At 47.8% G+C, this 20,010-nt stretch carries 17 protein-coding genes; 12 read left to right on the forward strand and 5 right to left on the reverse strand.

Annotated elements, in window-relative coordinates:
- Positions 1-105 precede the first annotated feature (105 nt).
- From DW657_RS11705 to DW657_RS11725, 5 genes are all read right to left on the reverse strand, one after another.
- Positions 106-858 (reverse strand): exodeoxyribonuclease III, encoded by a 753-nt coding sequence (locus DW657_RS11705; RefSeq protein WP_118312647.1) that lies wholly within the window; start codon positions 856-858, stop codon positions 106-108.
- 43 nt (positions 859-901) lie between these two features.
- The gene (gene folE, locus DW657_RS11710; protein WP_089544011.1) at positions 902-1,495 is read right to left on the reverse strand and encodes a GTP cyclohydrolase I FolE; all 594 of its coding nucleotides are present in this window, start codon (positions 1,493-1,495) and stop codon (positions 902-904) included.
- 90 nt (positions 1,496-1,585) lie between these two features.
- The gene (locus DW657_RS11715; RefSeq protein WP_118312648.1) at positions 1,586-2,299 is read right to left on the reverse strand and encodes an SPOR domain-containing protein; all 714 of its coding nucleotides are present in this window, start codon (positions 2,297-2,299) and stop codon (positions 1,586-1,588) included.
- A gap of 139 nt (positions 2,300-2,438) precedes the next feature.
- On the reverse strand, positions 2,439-4,523 hold the full coding sequence (locus DW657_RS11720) for a BT_3928 family protein (protein WP_118312649.1): 2,085 nt from the start codon (positions 4,521-4,523) through the stop codon (positions 2,439-2,441).
- 56 nt (positions 4,524-4,579) lie between these two features.
- Entirely contained in the window at positions 4,580-5,128 is a 549-nt protein-coding gene (locus DW657_RS11725; RefSeq protein WP_256625819.1) for a DUF1599 domain-containing protein, read from the reverse strand.
- A gap of 192 nt (positions 5,129-5,320) precedes the next feature.
- Between DW657_RS11725 and DW657_RS11730 the strand changes: the two genes are divergently transcribed.
- The 12 genes from DW657_RS11730 to DW657_RS11785 all read left to right on the forward strand — a co-directional run bounded on the left by DW657_RS11730 (position 5,321) and on the right by DW657_RS11785 (position 19,688).
- Complete coding sequence (locus DW657_RS11730) at positions 5,321-6,769, forward strand: CCA tRNA nucleotidyltransferase (RefSeq protein ID WP_089544060.1); 1,449 nt, start codon at positions 5,321-5,323, stop codon at positions 6,767-6,769.
- A gap of 156 nt (positions 6,770-6,925) precedes the next feature.
- Positions 6,926-8,137 (forward strand): efflux RND transporter periplasmic adaptor subunit, encoded by a 1,212-nt coding sequence (locus tag DW657_RS11735; RefSeq protein ID WP_118312650.1) that lies wholly within the window; start codon positions 6,926-6,928, stop codon positions 8,135-8,137.
- Positions 8,138-8,170: 33 nt separating this feature from the next.
- Positions 8,171-11,437: an efflux RND transporter permease subunit gene (locus DW657_RS11740; protein WP_118312651.1), complete on the forward strand. Its 3,267-nt coding sequence runs from the start codon at positions 8,171-8,173 to the stop codon at positions 11,435-11,437.
- A 27-nt stretch (positions 11,438-11,464) separates the two neighbouring features.
- The gene (locus tag DW657_RS11745; RefSeq protein ID WP_118312652.1) at positions 11,465-12,859 is read left to right on the forward strand and encodes an efflux transporter outer membrane subunit; all 1,395 of its coding nucleotides are present in this window, start codon (positions 11,465-11,467) and stop codon (positions 12,857-12,859) included.
- Between the two features lie 30 nt (positions 12,860-12,889).
- Positions 12,890-13,672, forward strand: a complete 783-nt coding sequence (lpxA, locus tag DW657_RS11750) for an acyl-ACP--UDP-N-acetylglucosamine O-acyltransferase (RefSeq protein ID WP_118312653.1) — start codon at positions 12,890-12,892, stop codon at positions 13,670-13,672.
- A 626-nt stretch (positions 13,673-14,298) separates the two neighbouring features.
- Positions 14,299-15,177, forward strand: coding sequence for an ABC transporter permease (locus DW657_RS11755; RefSeq protein ID WP_118312654.1), 879 nt, complete (start codon positions 14,299-14,301; stop codon positions 15,175-15,177).
- Positions 15,178-15,234: 57 nt separating this feature from the next.
- Positions 15,235-15,462, forward strand: coding sequence for a DUF3098 domain-containing protein (locus tag DW657_RS11760; RefSeq protein ID WP_118312655.1), 228 nt, complete (start codon positions 15,235-15,237; stop codon positions 15,460-15,462).
- 84 nt (positions 15,463-15,546) lie between these two features.
- The gene (locus tag DW657_RS11765) at positions 15,547-16,344 is read left to right on the forward strand and encodes an undecaprenyl-diphosphate phosphatase (RefSeq protein ID WP_118312656.1); all 798 of its coding nucleotides are present in this window, start codon (positions 15,547-15,549) and stop codon (positions 16,342-16,344) included.
- A gap of 3 nt (positions 16,345-16,347) precedes the next feature.
- Positions 16,348-17,094: a tRNA pseudouridine(55) synthase TruB gene (truB, locus tag DW657_RS11770; RefSeq protein ID WP_118312657.1), complete on the forward strand. Its 747-nt coding sequence runs from the start codon at positions 16,348-16,350 to the stop codon at positions 17,092-17,094.
- Positions 17,095-17,121: 27 nt separating this feature from the next.
- Complete coding sequence (queA, locus tag DW657_RS11775) at positions 17,122-18,306, forward strand: tRNA preQ1(34) S-adenosylmethionine ribosyltransferase-isomerase QueA (protein ID WP_118312658.1); 1,185 nt, start codon at positions 17,122-17,124, stop codon at positions 18,304-18,306.
- A 19-nt stretch (positions 18,307-18,325) separates the two neighbouring features.
- Positions 18,326-18,733 carry a 2-amino-4-hydroxy-6-hydroxymethyldihydropteridine diphosphokinase gene (gene folK / locus DW657_RS11780; protein ID WP_118312659.1) on the forward strand — a complete coding sequence of 136 codons (408 nt, stop codon included), beginning with the start codon at positions 18,326-18,328 and terminating at the stop codon, positions 18,731-18,733.
- 85 nt (positions 18,734-18,818) lie between these two features.
- Positions 18,819-19,688, forward strand: a complete 870-nt coding sequence (locus DW657_RS11785) for a T9SS type A sorting domain-containing protein (protein ID WP_158577363.1) — start codon at positions 18,819-18,821, stop codon at positions 19,686-19,688.
- Positions 19,689-20,010: the final 322 nt, after the last annotated feature.

Here is a 20,010-nt window from a genome sequence, read left to right on the forward strand (position 1 = left end):
ATGGGGATGGCTTCCGGGAGGAAGGTACATCCCCTTTATTTTTCTGATATATGCATAACTGAAAAAAGGTCTGGCGATGATATTCGCCAGACCTTTTTACAATATTTAGAGTGCCAGGTCAACCTCTACCGGGCAGTGGTCGCTGCCCATGATGTCGGTATGAATCTTGGCTTCTGTAATCTGTTCTCTCAAGCGGTCGGATACCAGGAAGTAGTCGATGCGCCAGCCGGCATTCTTCTCACGTGCCTTGAATCGGTATGACCACCACGAATAGGTAATCTCTTCGGGATGCAGATAGCGGAAGGTATCTGTAAAGCCGTCGTTCAGAAGCTCGGTCATCTTCTCGCGCTCCTCGTCGGTAAAACCGGCATTGCGACGGTTGGTCTTCGGATTCTTGATATCTATCTCCTGATGTGCCACGTTCAGGTCGCCGCAGATCACCACAGCCTTCTTGGCATCCAAAGCCTTCAGGAACTTGTGGAAATCATCTTCCCAGGTCATACGGTAATCCAGTCGCTTCAACTCGGTCTGGGAGTTCGGGGTATAGCAGGTTACGAGATAGAAGTTGTCATACTCCAGGGTGATGACTCTTCCTTCGTGGTCGTGCTCCTCCACGCCCATACCGTAGCTCACGCTCAGTGGCTGGTGGCGGGTATAGATGGCTGTGCCCGAATATCCCTTCTTCTCGGCATAGTTCCAGTAGCTTTCGTAGCCATCGAACTTCAGGTCGAGCTGGCCTTCCTGCATCTTGGTCTCCTGCAGGCAGAAGAAGTCGGCATCGAGCGCCTTGAATTGGCTCTCGAAGTCCTTGCCCACGCAAGCACGCAGGCCATTCACGTTCCAGGATATAAACTTCATATTACTTTGAACTTTGAACTTTGAATTTTGAACTTTGAACTCTTTAGATTCTCTTGCTCTCACCTCTCAGCAGGCTCATGAACTCCTGACGGGTGTTCAGTGAATTGAATACGCCGCTGTAATCGCTGGTAGTAGTGATGGAGTTCTGCTTCTCCACGCCACGCATCTGCATGCACATGTGCTTAGCTTCTATCACCACCATCACACCCTGAGGATTCAATGTCTCCTGGATGCAGTCCTTGATCTGCTGGGTAAGGCGCTCCTGCACCTGAAGGCGGTGGCTGAAGATATCTACCACGCGGGCAATCTTGCTCAGTCCGGTAATCTTGCCGTTAGGGATGTAAGCCACGTGTACCTTGCCATAGAAAGGCAGCATGTGATGCTCGCAGAGAGAGAAGAAATCAATGTCCTTCACGATGACCATCTGGTCGTATTTCTCCTCAAAGAGGGCATCGGTCAACACCTTGTGAGCATCCTGATAGTAGCCGCGGGTCAATACCTGCATCGCCTTGGCTACGCGCATAGGAGTCTTGACAAGTCCTTCGCGCTCTGTGTCTTCACCCAGGAGCTTCAATACTTCCTTATAGTGTCCTGCGAGTTCATCCAATCCCTCGCGAAATTCTGTTTCTGGATTCATATCTTATATACTTTGAACTTTGAATTTTGAACTTTATGAATAGTAAGACTGTTGAATTCTTCACTCTTCACTCTTCACTTTTCACTTACTTTAATATTGCACGGTAATCTGGCCCTTTACCAGGCATGCCTGTCTGTATCCCAGGGCTTTCACCTTGGCAAGCACCTTCTTAGCCTCGCCCAGTTCGCGGAAGTTGCCCATGCGGCAAATCCATCTTGGCGAGTAGAAGTGCACATATACAGGCTGGTCTGGGAACTTCATCTTGATGTTGTTGCCCGTCTGTTCTGCCTTCAGTCGGTCGTTGCGTGAGTTACCTCCGGCAAAGATCTGTACTCTATATCCTGTAACCTTATAGCTTCTGCGCATTACCTTCTTGCGCATATCCACTACAGGCATCTCGGTTTCTTCCTGATGTGTCTCAGCCTTCTGTGCATTGTTTCCATGCTGTTTCTCCTTGGCAGTTTCGTGCTGTGGCTCGGCCTTCTTGAGCGAGTCTGGAGTCTGCTTGTGAGAGTCCGGAGTCTGCTTGTGCTGGGTAGCTGGAGTTACTTCTTTTTGCTGAGTATCTGTTGGTTTCTTCTGTGGTTGTGGGGTAGTCTTAGTCTTATCGTCCTGTGGATTCACCTGATTCGTATGGGTTGGAACCTGTTTTCCGTTCACCAATTCGTCGATAGCCTTGCTTTGGTGTACGGTCACGACACCCTGTCCTGGATTCTTCTGCTTGAGATAATCCAAGTAAGTCTGCGCATTCATCTGGATAGATGAGCAGAGGATGAAAATCAATAATGTGACGAATTGTTTCATGACTATACCTTATTTAATATATATATACCTTTTATTAATATATAATGTGTCAGCAATCTGTTTCTGTCATCCTATAAAGATAGGGAAAGGGATGCCCCCAGGAAAGAAGGCATCCCCTTTGGTAAATATCCTTGTGAGATTACTTCTTCCAAGCGTCGATGATACCCTTGAAATCAGCAGCCTTCAAAGAAGCACCACCGATCAAACCACCGTCGATGTTTGGCTTAGCGAAGAGCTCAGGAGCGTTGCTAGCCTTGCAGCTACCACCGTAGAGGATAGATGTCTCCTCAGCAGCCTCGTTGCCATACTTCTCTGCTACGATAGAGCGGATGTATGCCAACATCTCCTCAGCCTGGTCAGAAGTAGCAGTCTTACCTGTACCGATAGCCCAGATTGGCTCGTAAGCGAGGATGATGTTCTTCCAAGCGTCAGCGCTCAAGTGGAATACTGAACCCTCCAACTCAGCCTTAACAACCTCGTTCTGCTTCTCAGCCTCACGCTCCTCGAGAGTCTCACCGCAGCAGAAGATAACCTTCAAACCGTTAGCCAAAGCCAACTCTACCTTCTCCTTCAGGATCTCTGCAGTCTCGCCATAGTACTGACGACGCTCTGAGTGACCGAGGATAACATACTGAGCACCTGTGCTCTTTACCATCTCAGCTGAAACCTCACCTGTGAAAGCACCCTTAGCCTTGTCAGCGCAGTTCTCAGCACCGAGACCTACAATCTCTGAATCCAAAACCTGAGCTACAGAAGCCAAGTGGATGAATGGAGTACAGATTACTACGTCACAGTTTGGCTTGTCAGCTACCAATGCCTCGTTGATCTCCTTAGCGAGAGCAACACCGTCCTGCAGGTTCATGTTCATTTTCCAGTTACCTGCTACAATTTTCTTTCTCATTTTTCTTTTCTTTTTAAAAGTTGATAATATTCTGTTTGAATTCTCTTTCTTTCTGATCCAGGCACCCCATGCCCAAAGCCGGTCGGCGATGGTAAGGAGTACCAGCGGGATGACAAACCAGGAGATGATGCCGGCTATCTTCTTGGCGGCACTTACTTCCGGCATCTTGCCGATTTCTGTCTTCTCCAGCGGCTTGCCTGCCAAGTCTGCCATCTTTGGCAGGTCGTTGTGGCTCCATTTCCTGATGATGGTGCCGTCTTTCAGCAGCAGCAGTCCCGGGTTGCTGCGTATCACGGTCTTCAGCGTCGTCTCGTCTGTGATGTAGAACGGGTATTCCGCTCCCGTGATGTCTTGCCAGTGCCTGATGGCTTTCTCCGTACTTGCCGTAAGGCAGAGGAATGGATATCCATGGTCGGTGGCATATTCGTATATCTCGTCGATGCTTCCGAAGTTGCTGTCATCGGCAAAGTCGAGATGCGGCGAGATGAGCAGGAAGGTGTAGCCCTTGCGGTGAATCACTTCCTGCGTGATGTCTTCGCCCGTCTTCATATCTTCTATGCTGAAGTCGTGGATAGGAGGCACGTAGCCTTCTTCGGTCTGCACCGTCTTGCTGTCGATGAAGGTCCAGGTGGAGTCGGGATAGTTGTCTATCGTAAACTCCTTCCGTTCGCCGTTTTTCTCCAGGATGAAGGTGGTGTCAAACTTCGGCTGCTTGGCTCCCTTCGGAATCTCCATACCCTTGGCGATGTTGGCGCCGATGTGATAAGGGCGGAAGTCGAACTGCGGCAGATACCACAGGCTCCAGGTGCTCATCACGATGGAGAAGAGGAAGGTGTAGTTGATCACCACCCACTGTGTCTGTTTCGAAATGAGTCTCGGCATCTCCAGCGGCTTTCTCCAAAGCAGGACGGCGAATATCAGGAGGATGATGTTTTTGATGAATGTCTCCATATTGGTGAGCACTACGGCATCACCGAAGCATCCGCAATCCTTTACTGGGTCTGCGATGACGATCCAGAGTGTAATCAGCGTCATCACGCTCATCACGGCAAGGGTAATCTTGCTCGTCAGTCTCCGTCGGATGGCGAAGAGAAGGAAGATACCGATGGCAAACTCAGCAGTGGCAAGCAATACCGACATCACCAGGGTGCTCCAGTCGGGAAACATCCAGTCGATATGCAGCGCTTCCAGATAGTCGGTTATCTTGTATTGCGTGCCCAGTGGATCCATTCCCTTCACGAATCCTGAGAAGATGAAGGTTACAGCCACGAGCAGTCGCCCGATATTCACCGCTGTTTTTGTTATAATCTGCTTTGCCGTCATATCATTTTCCTCTTTTACCTGATAGAATGAACCTTCTTATTATAGGATGAGCCTTCTTACTTTTCTCCCATTTTGATGGCACCGAAAACTGCGTAGTTGATGATGTCCATATAGTTGGCATCAATGCCTTCTGATACGAGTGTGGCTCCTGCGATATCCTCGATTTCCTTTACTCGCTGTATCTTGGTGAGAATAAAGTCGGTATAGCTGCTCACTCGCATCGAGCGCCAGGCCTCGTCGTAGTCGTGATTCTTCTTGAGCATCAGTTGCAGGGCTTCCTGGGCATGCTTGTCGTAGAGCTTCATTGCCTCTTCCGGTGTCATATCTACTTCATCCACGAATGGTTTTTCCAGCTGGATGAGTCCTACGATACCATAATTAATCAGTGCGATAAACTCCGGACGGATGCCTTCGCCTACGAGAGATTCTTTCTTGATTTCAAGCGAGCGGATGCGCTTCGCCTTGATATATAGTTGGTCGGTTAAGGAAGATGGGCGCAAGATTCTCCAAGAGGCTCCATAATCGTGAAGCTTCTTCTCAAATAACGTTCTACATTCTCCCATAACAACTTTAAACTGCTGTTCTGTTTTCAATAAATCTGCCATAATAATTTCGAAATTCGGTGCAAATTTACGCATTTATTATGAAATAGCCAAATATTTATTTTGTATTTTACATTATTTGCAGTAACTTTAGACAAGTTACGCTGCATCTCAACAATAAAAATAAAAAAAGTGCTTTTTTATTTTGTATTGTCTTCGATTTGCAGTAACTTTGCACCCCGAAATAAAATGAGTATGAGAAATTTGACCAATGCCGAACTGGCGCAAATACTAGATAAGGATATTTTTCACGAGATTTCAGAGGCGGCGGATGCGCTGTCTGTGGAATGCTATGTAGTAGGTGGATATGTGCGCGACCTCTTCCTGGAGCGCCCTTCCAATGACATTGATGTCGTGGTGGTGGGTAGCGGAATTGAGGTGGCTTCTGCCCTCAAGAAGAAGCTGGGCAAGAAGGCACATCTCTCGGTGTTCCGAAATTTCGGAACCGCACAGGTTAAGTATAAGGATACAGAAGTGGAGTTCGTGGGAGCACGAAAGGAAAGTTACAACCGTGATTCGCGCAAGCCGATTGTAGAGGATGGAACCCTGGAGGATGACCAGAACCGTCGCGACTTCACCATCAATGCAATGGCGGTCTGCCTGAACAAGGACCGTTTTGGCGAACTTGTCGATCCGTTTGACGGTGTCTATGACCTGGAGGATGGCATCATCGCCACTCCGCTCGATCCGGATATCACCTTTTCTGATGATCCGCTCCGTATGATGAGATGTGTACGTTTTGCTACCCAGCTCAATTTCCAGATAGAAGATGAGACTTATGCCGCTCTCTCGCGCAATGCCGAACGACTGAAGATTATCAGTGGCGAGCGTATCTGCGACGAGATGAACAAGATCATGCTCTCCAAGCATCCCAGCAGCGGCTTCTATTATCTGAAGGATACCGGACTGCTCGATCTCATCCTGCCGGAACTGGTGGCGATGGATAAGGTGGAGACCCGCAACGGAAAAGCCCACAAGAACAATTACGACCATACGATGGAGGTGCTCGAGAATGTGTGCAAGCATTCTGATAACCTCTGGCTCCGCTGGGCTGCCCTCTTCCATGATATAGGAAAGCCGAGGAGCAAGCGATGGGACAACAACATCGGATGGACTTTCTACAGCCATAACATCATCGGTGCCAAGATGATTCCTAACATCTTCCGCCGCATGAAACTGCCGATGGATGCCAAGATGAAGTATGTGCAGAAGCTGGTGGAGCTTCACATGCGTCCGATTGTGATAGCGGATGAAGAGGTGACTGATAGCGCCGTACGCCGACTGCTGAATGATGCCGGTGATGACATCAACGACCTGATGACGCTTTGCGAAGCTGATATCACCAGCAAGAACCAGGTGCGCAAGCAGCGATTCCTGGATAACTTCAAGATGGTGCGCGAAAAACTGGTTGATCTTCAGGAACGTGACTACAAGCGACTGCTCCAGCCATGTATCGACGGCAATGAAATCATGGAGATGTTCCAGCTCAAGCCATGCCGCGAAGTAGGCGTACTGAAGCAGTATCTCAAGGATGCCGTGTTGGACAACAAGGTGGCTAACGAGCGCGAGCCGCTGATGGAACTCCTGATGAAGAAAGCCCAGGATATGGGGCTGAATATGGCAGAAAACTTAAACAGAGAATAATTTTTGTTAAATAACGGCTCCCTGCGAGCCGTTATTCGTTTATTATTCGTAATTTTGCACCGCTTTTTAAAACTAAAAGCATTGTTTCAGTTTCCGTCAGAGGGCGGTATATATAATAAGGTATGACATAAAATAATAAATTATAATATAAATAGTATGAAAATTAAAAACGTTTTGTTTGTTGCAGCAGTTTGTGTTCTTGCTGCTTTGACATCATGTGGTGGAAGTAAGAAGGGTGGTTTACCAGACTTCGGCGATGATGAGTTTGCCGTGGCTACCATCGGCACTTCCAGCGCCGCATTGCAGACTACCTATCCTGCTACCATCAAGGGTATTCAGGATGTTGAGGTACGTCCTAAGGTTTCTGGCTTCATTACAAAGGTTTTTGTACATGAGGGTCAGACTGTTTCAGCAGGTCAGGCTTTGTTCTCTATCGATAGCGAGACTTATCAGGCTGCTGTCCGTTCAGCTGCTGCTGCTGTCAATACAGCCAAGGCTCAGGCTAACACAGCAAAGTTGACTTACCAGAACAACAAGAAGTTGTATGATAGCAAGATTATCGGTGAATATGAACTTTCTACAGCAGCTAACAGCTATGCAACCGCTAAGGCACAGGTAGCTCAGGCAGAGGCTGCTCTGGCTTCAGCCCGCGAGCAGTTGGCTTGGTGTACTGTTACCAGTCCTTCTGCAGGTGTTGTAGGTAGCCTTCCTTTCAAGGTAGGTGCTTTGGTCAGCGCTTCTGGCCAGGCTTTGACTACCGTTTCCAACATCAGCACCATGGAGGTGTTCTTCTCACTCTCTGAGTCTCAGATCTTGAGCATGTCTAAGACCAATGGTAGCGTTCAGGCTGCTATCGCTGCGTTCCCAGCTGTTAAATTGCAGTTGGCAGACGGTTCTATCTATAATCATCCAGGTAAGGTAGTCAAGATGAGTGGTGTCATCGATGCTACTTCTGGTTCTATCTCTCTCATCGCTCACTTCGCTAACCCAGAGAAGTTGCTGAAGAGTGGTGGTGCAGGTTCTATCGTGGTTCCTAACGATCATAACAGCGCTATCGTCATCCCTCAGGAGGCTTGTTCTCAGGTTCAGGATAAGATTTTCGTTTACATCGTAACCAAGGATAACAAGGTGAAGTATTCTGAGATCAAGGTAAATCCACAGGATGATGGCAAGAACTATATCGTAACTTCTGGTCTCCATGTAGGCGACCGCATCGTATTGAAGGGTATCACCAAGTTGACCGATGGTCAGCAGATCAAGCCTATCACTCTGGAGCGTTACAATCAGAAGATTGCTGAGGCTGCCAAGTTGGCTGAGTCTCAGGATAACGCTCATGCCTTCGCTACTGCTATGGGCGGAAAGAAGTAATATATAATAAGGTATAAAGAAAAATAGTAAATTATGTCATTTACAAACTTTATAAAGCGCCCGGTACTTTCGACGGTGGTTTCCATCTTCTTCGTCTTGCTGGGTATTATCGGCTTGGTATCGCTGCCTATCGAGCAGTATCCGAATATCGCGCCGCCTACCATCACTGTAACTGCTACCTATACGGGTGCAGATGCCCAGACGGTGTTGAACTCTGTCGTTGCTCCGCTGGAGGAGAGTATCAACGGTGTGGAGAACATGACTTATATGACCTCTTCCGCGTCTAACTCTGGTTTTGCTCAGATCACCGTTTACTTCAAGCAGGGTTCTGACCCTGATATGGCTGCGGTCAACGTACAGAACCGTGTATCTCAGGCGCAGTCTCTGCTGCCTGCCGAGGTTACCAGGGTGGGTGTCACCGTTACCAAGCGCCAGAGTTCCAACGTCATCATGTTCGCTCTGACTACAGACGATGGACGTTACGACGACCAGTTTGTTACCAACTACGCCCTGATCAACGTCATTCCTCAGTTGAAGCGTATCAGTGGTGTGGGTGATGTACAGAGCCCTTCTACCCGTGACTACTCTATGCGTATCTGGTTGAAGCCAGAGAAGATGAAGGAGTTCGGACTGGTTCCTTCTGATGTTTCTCAGGCTTTGGCAGAGCAGAACATCGAGGCTGCCCCTGGTAGCTTTGGTGAGAGCTCTGATATGCAGTATGAATATACCTTGCGTTACAAGGGTCGTTTGAAGACTCCATTGGAGTATGAGAACATCCTCATCAAGAGCAATACTTCCGGTCAGACTCTCCGTCTGGGCGAAATTGCCAAGGTTGAGTTGGGTGGTTTGCAGTATAACGTAAACCTGCTCAATGATGGCCAGCCTGCCGTGATGGGTATGGTTCAGCAGATTGCCGGATCCAACGCTACCCAGATTGCCAGCGACGTAAAGAAAACGCTTGATGAACTGGAGAAGAGTTATCCTCCAGGGTTGAAGAATGTCATCCTGATGGATGTTACCGAGTTCTTGTTCGCATCTATCGAGGAGGTTATCTTCACCTTGATCATCACCTTGGTACTGGTGTTCATCGTAGTGTATATCTTCTTGCAGGACTTCCGTTCTACGCTGATTCCTATGATTGCCGTACCTGTGGCTTTGATTGGTACCTTCCTCTTCCTCTGGATTTTCGGATTCTCCATCAACCTGCTTACGCTGTCAGCCCTGCTGCTGGCTATCGCGATTGTGGTCGATGATGCCATCGTGGTGGTCGAGGCGGTTCACGCCAAGCTCGACCAGGGTTACAAGAGTGCTCTTACAGCATCTATCGATGCGATGAACGAAATTTCCAGCGCCATCATCTCTATTACATTGGTGATGTCTGCCGTGTTCGTTCCTGTATCATTCATCGGTGGTACTTCCGGTTACTTCTACCGTGAGTTCGGTGTAACCATGGCAGTATCTATCGTTATTTCGGCTATCAATGCGTTGACTTTGTCTCCTGCACTCTGTGCCGTGTTGCTGAAGCCACACGAGGAGGGTCACGAGAAGAAGATGTCTTTCATCGACCGTTTCCACGCAGGATTCAACTATCAGTTTGATAAGATTACCAATAAGTATAAGGGTGGTGTCAAGTGGGTTATCAACCATGGCATCATCGCTGGTAGCCTGGTGGCTGTCAGTATCGTAGGTCTGGTTGCTCTGATGGGTACTACCAAGACGGGTCTGGTGCCTGATGAGGATACCGGTACTATCTTCGCTTGTATCTCTACAGCTCCTGGTACATCTCAGGAACGTACTGCAGAGGTGGTAAAGCAGGTAGATAAGATGCTGGCTAGCAACCCAGCCATCGCAACCCGTAACGCCATCATGGGTTATAGCTTTATCGGTGGTGCCGGTTCTAACCAGGGTACCATCATCGTGAAGCTGAAGCCATTCGAGGAGCGTCCGGGTGGATTCTTCCACCGTATCAAGGAGGCTTGTACCGGTGGTGGTATTGAGGCGCTGTTTGTCAACCCAATGGAATACACTTCTGTGTTGGGTATGATCTATAAGCAGACTGCTGCCATCAAGGATGCACAGGTTCTTGCCTTCGCTCCACCTATGATTTCCGGTTTCTCTATGCAGAATGGTATTACCATGACTATGCAGGATAAGACCGGTGGTGACTTGAATAAGTTCTTTGATAATGTGAAGAAGTTCCTGGCTGAGTTGAACAAGCGTCCTGAGATTCAGACCGCCCAGACTCAGTACAACCCTAACTACCCACAGTATATGGTGGATGTAGATGTTGCCAAGACCAAGCAGGCTGGTATCTCTCCATCTTCAGTATTGTCTGTCATGCAGGGTTACCTCGGTGGTCTCTACGCATCTAACTTCAATGCCTACGGTAAGCTCTACCGTGTGATGATTCAGGCTGGTCCTGAGAGTCGTATGCGTCCAGACGATCTGAGCAAGATTTATGTACGTTGTGCAGATGGCACCATGTCTCCAGTAAGCGAGTTCGTGAACTTGAAGAAGGTTTATGGTCCGTCTAACATCACCCGATTCAACCTGTTTACCTCTATGGATGTATCTGTAACTCCTAACAGCGGTTACTCTACCGGTGACGGTATGAAGGCGATTGCTGAGGTTGCCAAGGAGACATTGCCAGAGGGTTACGGTTATGAGTACTCTGGTTTGACCCGTTCTGAGGCTGAGTCCAGCAACTCTACAGGTTTGATCTTCGCACTCTGTATCGTATTCGTTTACCTCATCTTGAGTGCCCAGTACGAGAGTTACATCTTGCCTCTGTCTGTGGTATTGTCTATCCCATTCGGTTTGGCAGGTGCATTTATCTTCACCAACCTCTTCGGTCACTCTAACGATATCTACATGCAGATTTCGTTGATTATGTTGATCGGTCTGTTGGCTAAGAACGCCATCCTGATTGTACAGTTCGCCCTCGAACGTCGTCGTACGGGTATGGCCATCAAGTACTCAGCTATCCTGGGTGCCGGTGCCCGTCTCCGTCCTATCCTGATGACCTCTCTGGCGATGGTTATCGGTCTGTTGCCTCTGATGTTCGCATCTGGTGTAGGTAAGAATGGTAACCAGACCCTGGGTGCTGCCGCTGTAGGTGGTATGTTGATCGGTACTCTCTGTCAGATCTTCGTGGTTCCTGCTCTCTTCGCAGTCTTCCAGTGGTTGCAGGAGAAGTTGACTCCAATGAAGTTCGAGGATGAGTTGAACGAGGAGGTAGCTGTAGAGTTGGAGCAGTATGCCAATGCCGCTCAGCAGCATAAGGGTATCGAGAAGAAGTAATAACGCAATGTAACTTCAAAGGAAACAATGAAAAAGAATTTAAATATCATCATATTGGGTCTCGCAGCGCTCTCCTTGAGCAGCTGCAAGACTCTCTACGGAAAGTATGAGCGTCCGGATGTGAAGACCAGCGGTATCGTTCGCGATGTAGCTTCTGATACAGATACTTTGGCTGTAAAGGATACGACTACCTTCGCCAACATCCCTTGGCGCAGCGTCTTCACCGACCCTCAGCTCCAGTCAATCATCGAGAAGGGATTGAACAACAATGTCAACCTGCTCAATGCGGCTTTGAACGTGAAGATGGCTGAAGAGCAGTTGAAGTGTGCCAAGTTGGCGTTTGTGCCTTCCTTGTCTTTCTCTCCTCAGGGAACCATCGCTTCCTGGGATGGCAATGCTGCCACCAAGACTTACAGCATGCCTGTAACTGCCAGCTGGATGGTTGACCTCTTCGGCAACCTGCTCTCTCAGAAGCGCAGTGCCCAGATGGCGCTGCTCCAGTTGCAGGACTATCAGGTATCTGTCAAGACCAACCTCATCGCCAACATCGCCAACATGTATTATACCTTGTTGATGCTCGACAAGCAGGTGGAGCTGGTTAACAATATGGAAGGTTTGACCAAGAATACCTGGGAGACCATGAAGGTGCTGAAGGATACCAAGCTTGGTTATCGCGGAACTTCTGTTCAGGCTGCCGAGAGCAACTACTATGCTGTGTTGACCCAGAAGACCGACCTGATGCGTCAGATTCGCGAGACAGAGAATTCTCTGAGTCTTCTCATTGGCGACCAGGCTCATTCTATTGCCCGTGGCAAGCTGGAGACTCAGAGCCTTCCTGCAACATTCTCTACAGGTGTAGGCATCCAGTTGCTCAACAACCGTGCCGATGTTCACGCAGCCGAGATGAATCTGGCTCAGTGCTTCTATGGCATTGAGACTGCCCGCAGCAAGTTCTATCCATCTATCACCATTTCTGGTACAGGTGCATTCACCAACTCCGCTGGTGCAGGCATCGTGAATCCAGGCAAGTGGTTGCTTTCAGCTGTTGGTTCATTGGTTCAGCCAATCTTCCAGAATGGTAGAATCATTGCTGGCTTGAAGGTGGCTAAGATGCAGTATGAGCAGGCTTACAATACCTGGCAGAACACCGTACTGAAGGCTGGTAGCGAGGTGAGCAATGCCCTCGTGCTCTACAACTATTCTGACGAGAAGGGTAAGGTGGAGGCTAAGCGCATCGCCGTACTCGAGCAGAATGTGGAGGATACACGTAAGTTGATGTCAGAGGCTGGCGGTTCTTATCTGGAGGTAATCCAGGCACAGTCTTCTCTGCTCAACGTACAGCTCTCAAAGGTAGCTGATGACTTCTACAAGATGCAGGCAGTAGTTAATCTCTACTATGCATTGGGTGGAGGAGCTAAGTAATTTATAGTTAATAATTAATAGTTTATAGTTATGGCTAGTATAATAAGTCCAAAGGCAGAGGTTTCTCCAAAGGCTAAGATTGGAGACAACTGCAAGATCTATCCATTCGCCTATATTGAGGACGATGTGGTCATCGGCGACAACTGTACCATCTATCCCTTCGTGAGCATCATGAACGGTACTCGCATGGGTAATAATAATAAGGTGTTCCAGGCAGCCGTTATCGCTGCCCTCCCACAGGATTTCAACTACACTGGTGAGGAGAGTGAGGTAGTGATTGGCGACAACAATACCATCCGTGAGAACGTGGTTATCAACCGTGGTACTCACAAGGGTGGCAAGACCGTTCTGGGTAACAACAACTTCCTGATGGAAGGTGCCCATATCTCTCACGATACAGTTATCGGCAACGGTTGCGTATTCGGTTATGGTACCAAGATTGCAGGCGACTGCGTGATTGGTAATGGTATCATCTACTCAACATCCGTAGTAGAGAACGCCAAGACTAGAGTAGGCGACTTGGCGATGATTCAGGCAGGTACCACCTTCTCTAAGGATATTCCTCCTTATATCATTGCCGGTGGAAAGCCTGTGAAGTATGCAGGTCCTAACACCATCATCATGGAAGCAGCCGAGGTTACCGAGAAGGTTCGCAAGCACATTGCGAATGCCTATCGACTGGTATTCCATGGTCAGACATCCCTCTTCGATGCTATCAACCAGATCAAGGATCAGGTGCCAGATAGTCCGGAGATTCAGAACATCATCCAGTTCCTGGAGAGTTCCCAGAAGGGTGTCATCACTAAGATGTAAAATTTGCTTAGAAGGATTTATAACCTTCAATTCACTATTATGTTTAGTTAAAATTCAAGTCATACCTATTTGAATTTTACTCAGTATCTTGAAAGGGCTGGCCGTGAGGTCGGCCCTTTTTAATGTTTGATAGCATGGGTGATACAACTATCCCTAATAGAAAAAGATTCTATCCCTAATGGAAAAAGCTTCTATCCTTAATGGAAAAAGCTTCTATCCTTAATGGAAAAAGCTTCTATCCTTAATAGAAATCTCCGTTCATAAGTTTTGAACGCACATTCAACGATGCTGAATACACATTCAACGTCGCTGAACGTACATTCAACGTCGCTGAACGGAGATTTTCATTAGGCTTAGCAACAATTTCAGTTAATGGTAGCAATAAATTCCTCTTATGATATCCACAAATTCTATTAAGGATAGTCGTAATATCAATCTATTCCATCATCCATCACATACTATAATAGAGTCAAGTACCTTATGCAGCGAATCTCTCTACCCTTAATAATTAATTGAATAAATGCAAATAAATGCAATTTTATTTTGTTATCTCTTCGTTTATGTGTATCTTTGCAAACAATTTGGGTAATTACGCCCTTCCGGTCTGAAAATAAATAGATTTAGAAATGAGAAAGAAACAATATAAGCCTCGCAATCATCGTGGATTGCAGGTCGTTACTTTATGCATCAGCACCGCCATGGTGCTTGTTTTGTTGGGATTGGTCATCTTTTCCGTATTGATGGGAAGAAACCTCTCTTCCTATGTCAAGGAGAACCTGGTGGTACAGGTGATGCTGGAGCAGGATGTTACCAATCCTGAGGGCTTGCAGATGTGTAAGCGCCTGAAGGCTCGTCCTTACGTGAAAGGTCTGACCTATATCTCCAAGGAACAGGCTTTGCAGGAGGCTACCCACGATCTGGGTACCAATCCTAGCGAATTTGCCGGTGTGAACCCTTTCCAGCCATCTATCGAAATCACGACACAGGCGGATTATGCCAACAATGATTCCCTGAAGTGGATAGCCAAGGAGCTGAAAAGCTATTCGCGCGTGACGGAAGTAAGTTATCAGCACGACCTGATAGAACAGGTGAACAATTCGCTCACCAAGATAAGCATCGGCCTTCTTATCGTAGCCGCCCTGCTTACCTTTATCTCGTTCTCGCTTATCAACAATACGGTGAGACTGGGCATCTATGCCCGCCGATTCTCCATCCATACCATGAAGCTGGTGGGTGCATCCTGGGGCTTCATCCGCAAGCCTTTCATCAAGAGGGCTGTATCGGTGGGTGTAGTTGCGGCTTTGCTTGCCGATGGTTTCCTCGGTGGATGCCTCTATGCCTGGTCGCTTCACGAGCCGGAACTGGTCAATGTGCTCGGCTGGCAGGAACTTGCCATCACAGGCGGTTCGGTATTCCTCTTCGGTATCATCATTACGGCTCTCTGTGCCAATATCTCGGTGAACAAGTTCCTCAAGATGAAGGCGGGAGACCTCTACAAGATTTGATCAGGAGTAAACTTCTGTAAAATAAACATTAACATTACACATTAAACATTATATATAATGGATAAGAAGAATTTAGCATTTGACAAGATGAACTTCATCTTGTTGGCAATTGGTATGGCAATTGTCATCATCGGTTTCCTCCTGATGAGCGGCGCTGGCTCTAACGAGCACTCTTTCGATGCTGATATTTTCAGTACTCGCCGTATTGTAGTGGCACCAACCGTTACCCTGATTGGTTTCCTCTCAATCATCTATGCGGTTATACGCAAGCCGAAAGACAAATAGGGTAAGACAATCAAGTAAATAAACAAGGGAGTTGGCTTTTCAATTCCCAATATATAATAAGGTATAAAAAATAATCAGTAATCAATGAATTGGTTTGAAGCTTTAGTGTTGGGACTCATCCAGGGTCTCACAGAGTATTTGCCTGTAAGTAGTAGTGGTCACTTGGCTATCGGTGCCCATCTTTTTGGCATCAATGGTGAGGATAACTTGACATTTACCATCATGGTACACGTAGCTACCGTGTTGAGTACATTGGTTATTCTTTGGAAAGAAATCGATTGGATATTCAAGGGACTTTTCAAGTTCCAGATGAATGAGGAGACCAAGTATGCCCTCAATATCGTTATCTCCATGATTCCTATTGGTATTGTAGGTGTGTTCTTTAAGGATACTGTAGAAGAAATCTTCGGTTCGGGACTGCTCATCGTGGGCTGCATGCTCCTCGTTACCGCATCGCTTTTAACCTTCTCATATTTTGCCAAGCCACGCCAGAAGGAGAATATCAGTCCGCTGCATGCATTCATCATCGGTCTCGGACAGGCACTTGCTGTATTGCCAGGTCTTTCACGCTCTGGTACTACCATTGCTACCGGTCTTTTGCTGGGTGACAAGAAGGAGAAGATGGCCCAGTTCTCATTCCTCATGGTGATTCCTCCAATCTTGGGTGAGGCATTGCTCGACCTCTTGAAGGGACTGAAGGGAGAAGCGGCTCTTGGCGGCATCGATGCATTCCCTATGATTGTGGGCTTCGTGGCAGCATTCGTATCAGGTTGCCTGGCTTGTAAGTGGATGATCAATATCGTGAAGAAGGGTAAGTTGGTATATTTCGGTATCTATTGTGCTATTGCAGGTGCCGTTACCATCATCTGTTCAATCATTTAATATATGGATTTCAGAAAAGGAGAAATTATAGCCATCGACAAGCCTTATCGCATGTCGAGCTTCGGAGCCTTGGCGCATGTGCGCTATCTGCTCAGCAAGAAACTCGGTTTTAAGGTGAAGATAGGACATGCCGGTACGCTCGATCCCCTTGCTACTGGCGTTCTGGTGCTCTGCACAGGCAAGTGTACCAAGCAGATAGAGCAGTTGCAGACCCATACCAAGGAATATACGGCAACCTTGCAGCTCGGTGCTACCACCGCCAGCTACGACAAGGAGCACAGCGTGAACCACACCTTCCCAACCAAGCACATCACCCGTGAGCTGGTAGAGGAGGTGCTGAAGCAGTTTGTGGGCGAAATTCAGCAGGTGCCACCTACCTATAGTGCCGTGAAGGTGAACGGCGACCGCTCGTATGCCCTCCGCCGTGCAGGCGAAGAAGTGCAGCTGAAGCCAAAGACCGTGAGAGTGGATGAGATAGAGCTCACCGACTATAACGACGAGGAGAAGACCGCCAGCATCCGTGTGGTTTGCGGCAAGGGAACCTACATTCGCTCCCTGGCGCGCGACATCGGCCGTGCCCTGGATAGCGGAGCCTTCCTCACCGCCCTGCGCCGTACCAAGGCAGGCAGTTTCAACGTAGAAACCTGCATCGATTTTGACCATTTCCAGGAATGGCTCGATGCCCAGCCGTTGGAGGATAGCATTGCAGAAAGCCAGCAGGCATCCCAGAAAAAGAATCTTAGTAAATAATCATAGAAAGGAGAAAAAAGATATAACATGAAATTATCGCAATTCAACTTCAAGTTGCCAGCTTCTCAGGTGGCACTTTACCCACATAAGGCAAAACGTGTGGTTAAGACAGCTAGTGGTGAACGTGTATTCGAGATTACTCGCCGCGACGAGGCTCGACTGATGGTCATCCACAAGAAGTCGGAAACCATCGAGATGTATAAGACCGATGAAAACGGCAAGGAAATGAAGGATGCCGATGGCAATCCGGTATTCCTGCAGTTCAAGGACATCGTGAACTATTTCGAGGAGGGAGATACCTTCATCTTCAACGATACCAAGGTGTTCCCAGCCCGTCTCTACGGAACCAAGGAGAAGACAGATGCCAAGATTGAGGTATTCCTGCTCCGTGAGCTCAATCCTGAGATGCGCCTCTGGGATGTACTGGTAGAGCCAGCCCGCAAGATCCGTATCGGCAACAAGCTTTTCTTTGACGATGTAAACGAGATGGTTGCCGAGGTAATCGACAACACCACCAGCCGTGGCCGTACGCTCCGCTTCCTCTATGATGAGGATGGCAAGCACGATGAGTTCAAGCGTTCGCTCTTCGCCCTGGGCGAGGCACCATTGCCACGCTATGTGATTGATGCCCGCGAGAGTCACCATGCCACAGAAGAGGATATGGAAGACTTCCAGTGCGTTTTCGCCGAGAAGGAAGGTGCCGTAACGGCTCCTGCCACAGGTCTTCACTTCTCTCGTGAGCTGATGAAGCGCATGGAAATCAACGGAATCAACGAGGCATACATCACCCTGCACTGCGGATTGGGCAACTTCCACGAGATTGAGGTGGAGGATTTGACCAAGCACAAGATGGATTCAGAGCAGATGATTATCTCTCAGGAGGCTTGCGACCTGGTGAACAGAACCAAGGCTGAGGGGCATCGTGTTTGTGCCGTCGGTACCAGCGTGATGAAGGCCACAGAGACAGCCGTAGGCACCGATGGTATGATGAAGGCATTCGATGGCTGGACCAACAAGTTCATCTTCCCTCCATACGAATTCGGACTTGCCGACTGTGCCGTTGCCAATTTCTATCATCCGGAGTCAACCCTGATGATGTGTACAGCAGCGTTCGGCGGTTACGACCTTGTATATGAGGCATACAAGAAGGCAGTGAAGAATGGTTACATGTTTGGTTGCTACGGCGATTCTTTGTTGATACTTCCAGACTAAACCATTTTGAATCATCCTTATGTATCATGTATATTTAAGCCTCGGCACGAATTTGGGCAACCGTAAACGCAACATTCGCGAGGCGATAGAAAAGATAGGAGAGCAGATTGGCGTGGTAGATCGCCAGTCTGCTCTTTATGAAACCAAGCCATGGGGCTATTCTTCGCCCAACGACTTCATCAACTCCTGCGTGCTGGTTCTCACCACCATGGCACCCCGCCAGGTGCTGGAGGCAACTCAGCGCATAGAGCGAGAGATGGGCAGAACCCTGAAGTCGGTGGATGGTGAATACCACGACCGCATTATCGACATTGATATCCTGATGATTGATGACTTGGTAATCAATGAGCCCGATTTGCATGTTCCCCATCCTTTGATGGAAGAACGTGATTTCGTGATGAAACCGCTGAAGGAGATATTAGATTAAAAAAGTTTATGCAATTGTTTAGCAGTTATCATATACTTTCATGGGCAATCCGGCTCTTGGAGAAGACAATGTGTCTTATTGGGTTGTGAATGACAATGAGGCCAATGGATTCAATACAATTATATTGGATGGTGAGACGGATGGAAGAATACCGCCTATGCAGGCTTTCTTCATCAAGTCGGAAACCGCTCAGCCTACCATCCACTTTGATACAAACATGACGGTGGATAAGGATGTGACCAAGGGTGTTGATATTGCGGGTGAGGAGCAGAATAGCAGAATCAGATTGCAGGTAGGTAAGGGGACTGCGAGCTCTTCGTATCTGATATTGAATGCTGATGCGTCGCAAGAGTTCGATGGTAGGGAGGATACCGAATTGCTCGGAGATGACTTGTTGTCGGATGTACCTGCTGTTTATACGGTGGCTTCATCGCGGGCTGTCATGGTAAACTCGCTGCCGGAAATCTACTATGTTCCGCTGGGTGTTGTGGCTAAGAAGTCTGAGCTGATGAGCTTAAATGTTCAAGGAGCAGGTTCCCTCTCTTCTCCTCTCTATCTCTATGATGCTGCCACCCGGAAGTATCAGGAGATAAAGGATGGCGAGGAAGTGAAGGTGCAGGCAAACGAGCACGGCAGATACTTCCTTACCCAGACGCGCAATGCCACGGGCATCGAAGATGCTGAGGTGGGAGAGAAGAGCGTGAAAATCTATTCTCCAGCCCGGGGATTGATTGTCGTATCCAAGATTGGGGCTCCTCTATTAAATAAGGTGGAGGTTTATACCCTTGATGGAAGACTGGTGGCATCGAGAAAGGCTGAAGGTGCAGCATCTGTCAGCATCCCGGTTTCCTCTTTGTCTTCTTCTTCCTCTTCCTCTTCACAAGGTATATATATCATCAAAGTATCCGTGATGGATACGCATGCTACAATAACAAGAAAGCCTTCTCTCCGTTGAGAGGAAGCTTTTTTGTTTACCCATACCATATTTCTCATTTTATAAGTACCCCATGATGGCTCCCTGAAAACTGAAATAACTGAAATTGAAATGGCTGATAAATCCGCTGAAAAAACTTCATTTCAGTTACGACCATGCGTCAAATGGTAAAAAAATAGCGTAAAAAAGCACCAAATGGTAAAAATGAATGCTAAGAGCTTTGAAAAATCGAGATTATTTCTTAATTTTGCAGTAGAGAACTTCATAAGAACTCATAGAGAACTTAACATGAACAAAAAATAATCATCTTATAAATAATCCTTAATTCCGCAACACTATAATT

This window comes from Prevotella sp. AM23-5 (assembly GCF_003473645.1).
Classification (GTDB): domain Bacteria; phylum Bacteroidota; class Bacteroidia; order Bacteroidales; family Bacteroidaceae; genus Prevotella; species Prevotella copri_A.

Excerpts from the sequence above, each read along its gene's own strand:
- truB (WP_118312657.1), top strand. The coding sequence starts at position 16,348 with ATGGATTTCAGAAAAGGAGAAATTATAGCCATCGACAAGCCTTATCGC.
- DW657_RS11755 (WP_118312654.1), top strand. The coding sequence starts at position 14,299 with ATGAGAAAGAAACAATATAAGCCTCGCAATCATCGTGGATTGCAGGTC.
- DW657_RS11740 (WP_118312651.1), top strand. The coding sequence starts at position 8,171 with ATGTCATTTACAAACTTTATAAAGCGCCCGGTACTTTCGACGGTGGTT.
- DW657_RS11760 (WP_118312655.1), top strand. The coding sequence starts at position 15,235 with ATGGATAAGAAGAATTTAGCATTTGACAAGATGAACTTCATCTTGTTG.
- DW657_RS11735 (WP_118312650.1), top strand. The coding sequence starts at position 6,926 with ATGAAAATTAAAAACGTTTTGTTTGTTGCAGCAGTTTGTGTTCTTGCT.
- DW657_RS11730 (WP_089544060.1), top strand. The coding sequence starts at position 5,321 with ATGAGAAATTTGACCAATGCCGAACTGGCGCAAATACTAGATAAGGAT.
- DW657_RS11705 (WP_118312647.1), bottom strand. The coding sequence starts at position 858 with ATGAAGTTTATATCCTGGAACGTGAATGGCCTGCGTGCTTGCGTGGGC.
- lpxA (WP_118312653.1), top strand. The coding sequence starts at position 12,890 with ATGGCTAGTATAATAAGTCCAAAGGCAGAGGTTTCTCCAAAGGCTAAG.
- DW657_RS11720 (WP_118312649.1), bottom strand. The coding sequence starts at position 4,523 with ATGACGGCAAAGCAGATTATAACAAAAACAGCGGTGAATATCGGGCGA.
- DW657_RS11745 (WP_118312652.1), top strand. The coding sequence starts at position 11,465 with ATGAAAAAGAATTTAAATATCATCATATTGGGTCTCGCAGCGCTCTCC.
- queA (WP_118312658.1), top strand. The coding sequence starts at position 17,122 with ATGAAATTATCGCAATTCAACTTCAAGTTGCCAGCTTCTCAGGTGGCA.
- folE (WP_089544011.1), bottom strand. The coding sequence starts at position 1,495 with ATGAATCCAGAAACAGAATTTCGCGAGGGATTGGATGAACTCGCAGGA.
- folK (WP_118312659.1), top strand. The coding sequence starts at position 18,326 with ATGTATCATGTATATTTAAGCCTCGGCACGAATTTGGGCAACCGTAAA.
- DW657_RS11715 (WP_118312648.1), bottom strand. The coding sequence starts at position 2,299 with ATGAAACAATTCGTCACATTATTGATTTTCATCCTCTGCTCATCTATC.
- DW657_RS11765 (WP_118312656.1), top strand. The coding sequence starts at position 15,547 with ATGAATTGGTTTGAAGCTTTAGTGTTGGGACTCATCCAGGGTCTCACA.
- DW657_RS11725 (WP_256625819.1), bottom strand. The coding sequence starts at position 5,128 with ATGGCAGATTTATTGAAAACAGAACAGCAGTTTAAAGTTGTTATGGGA.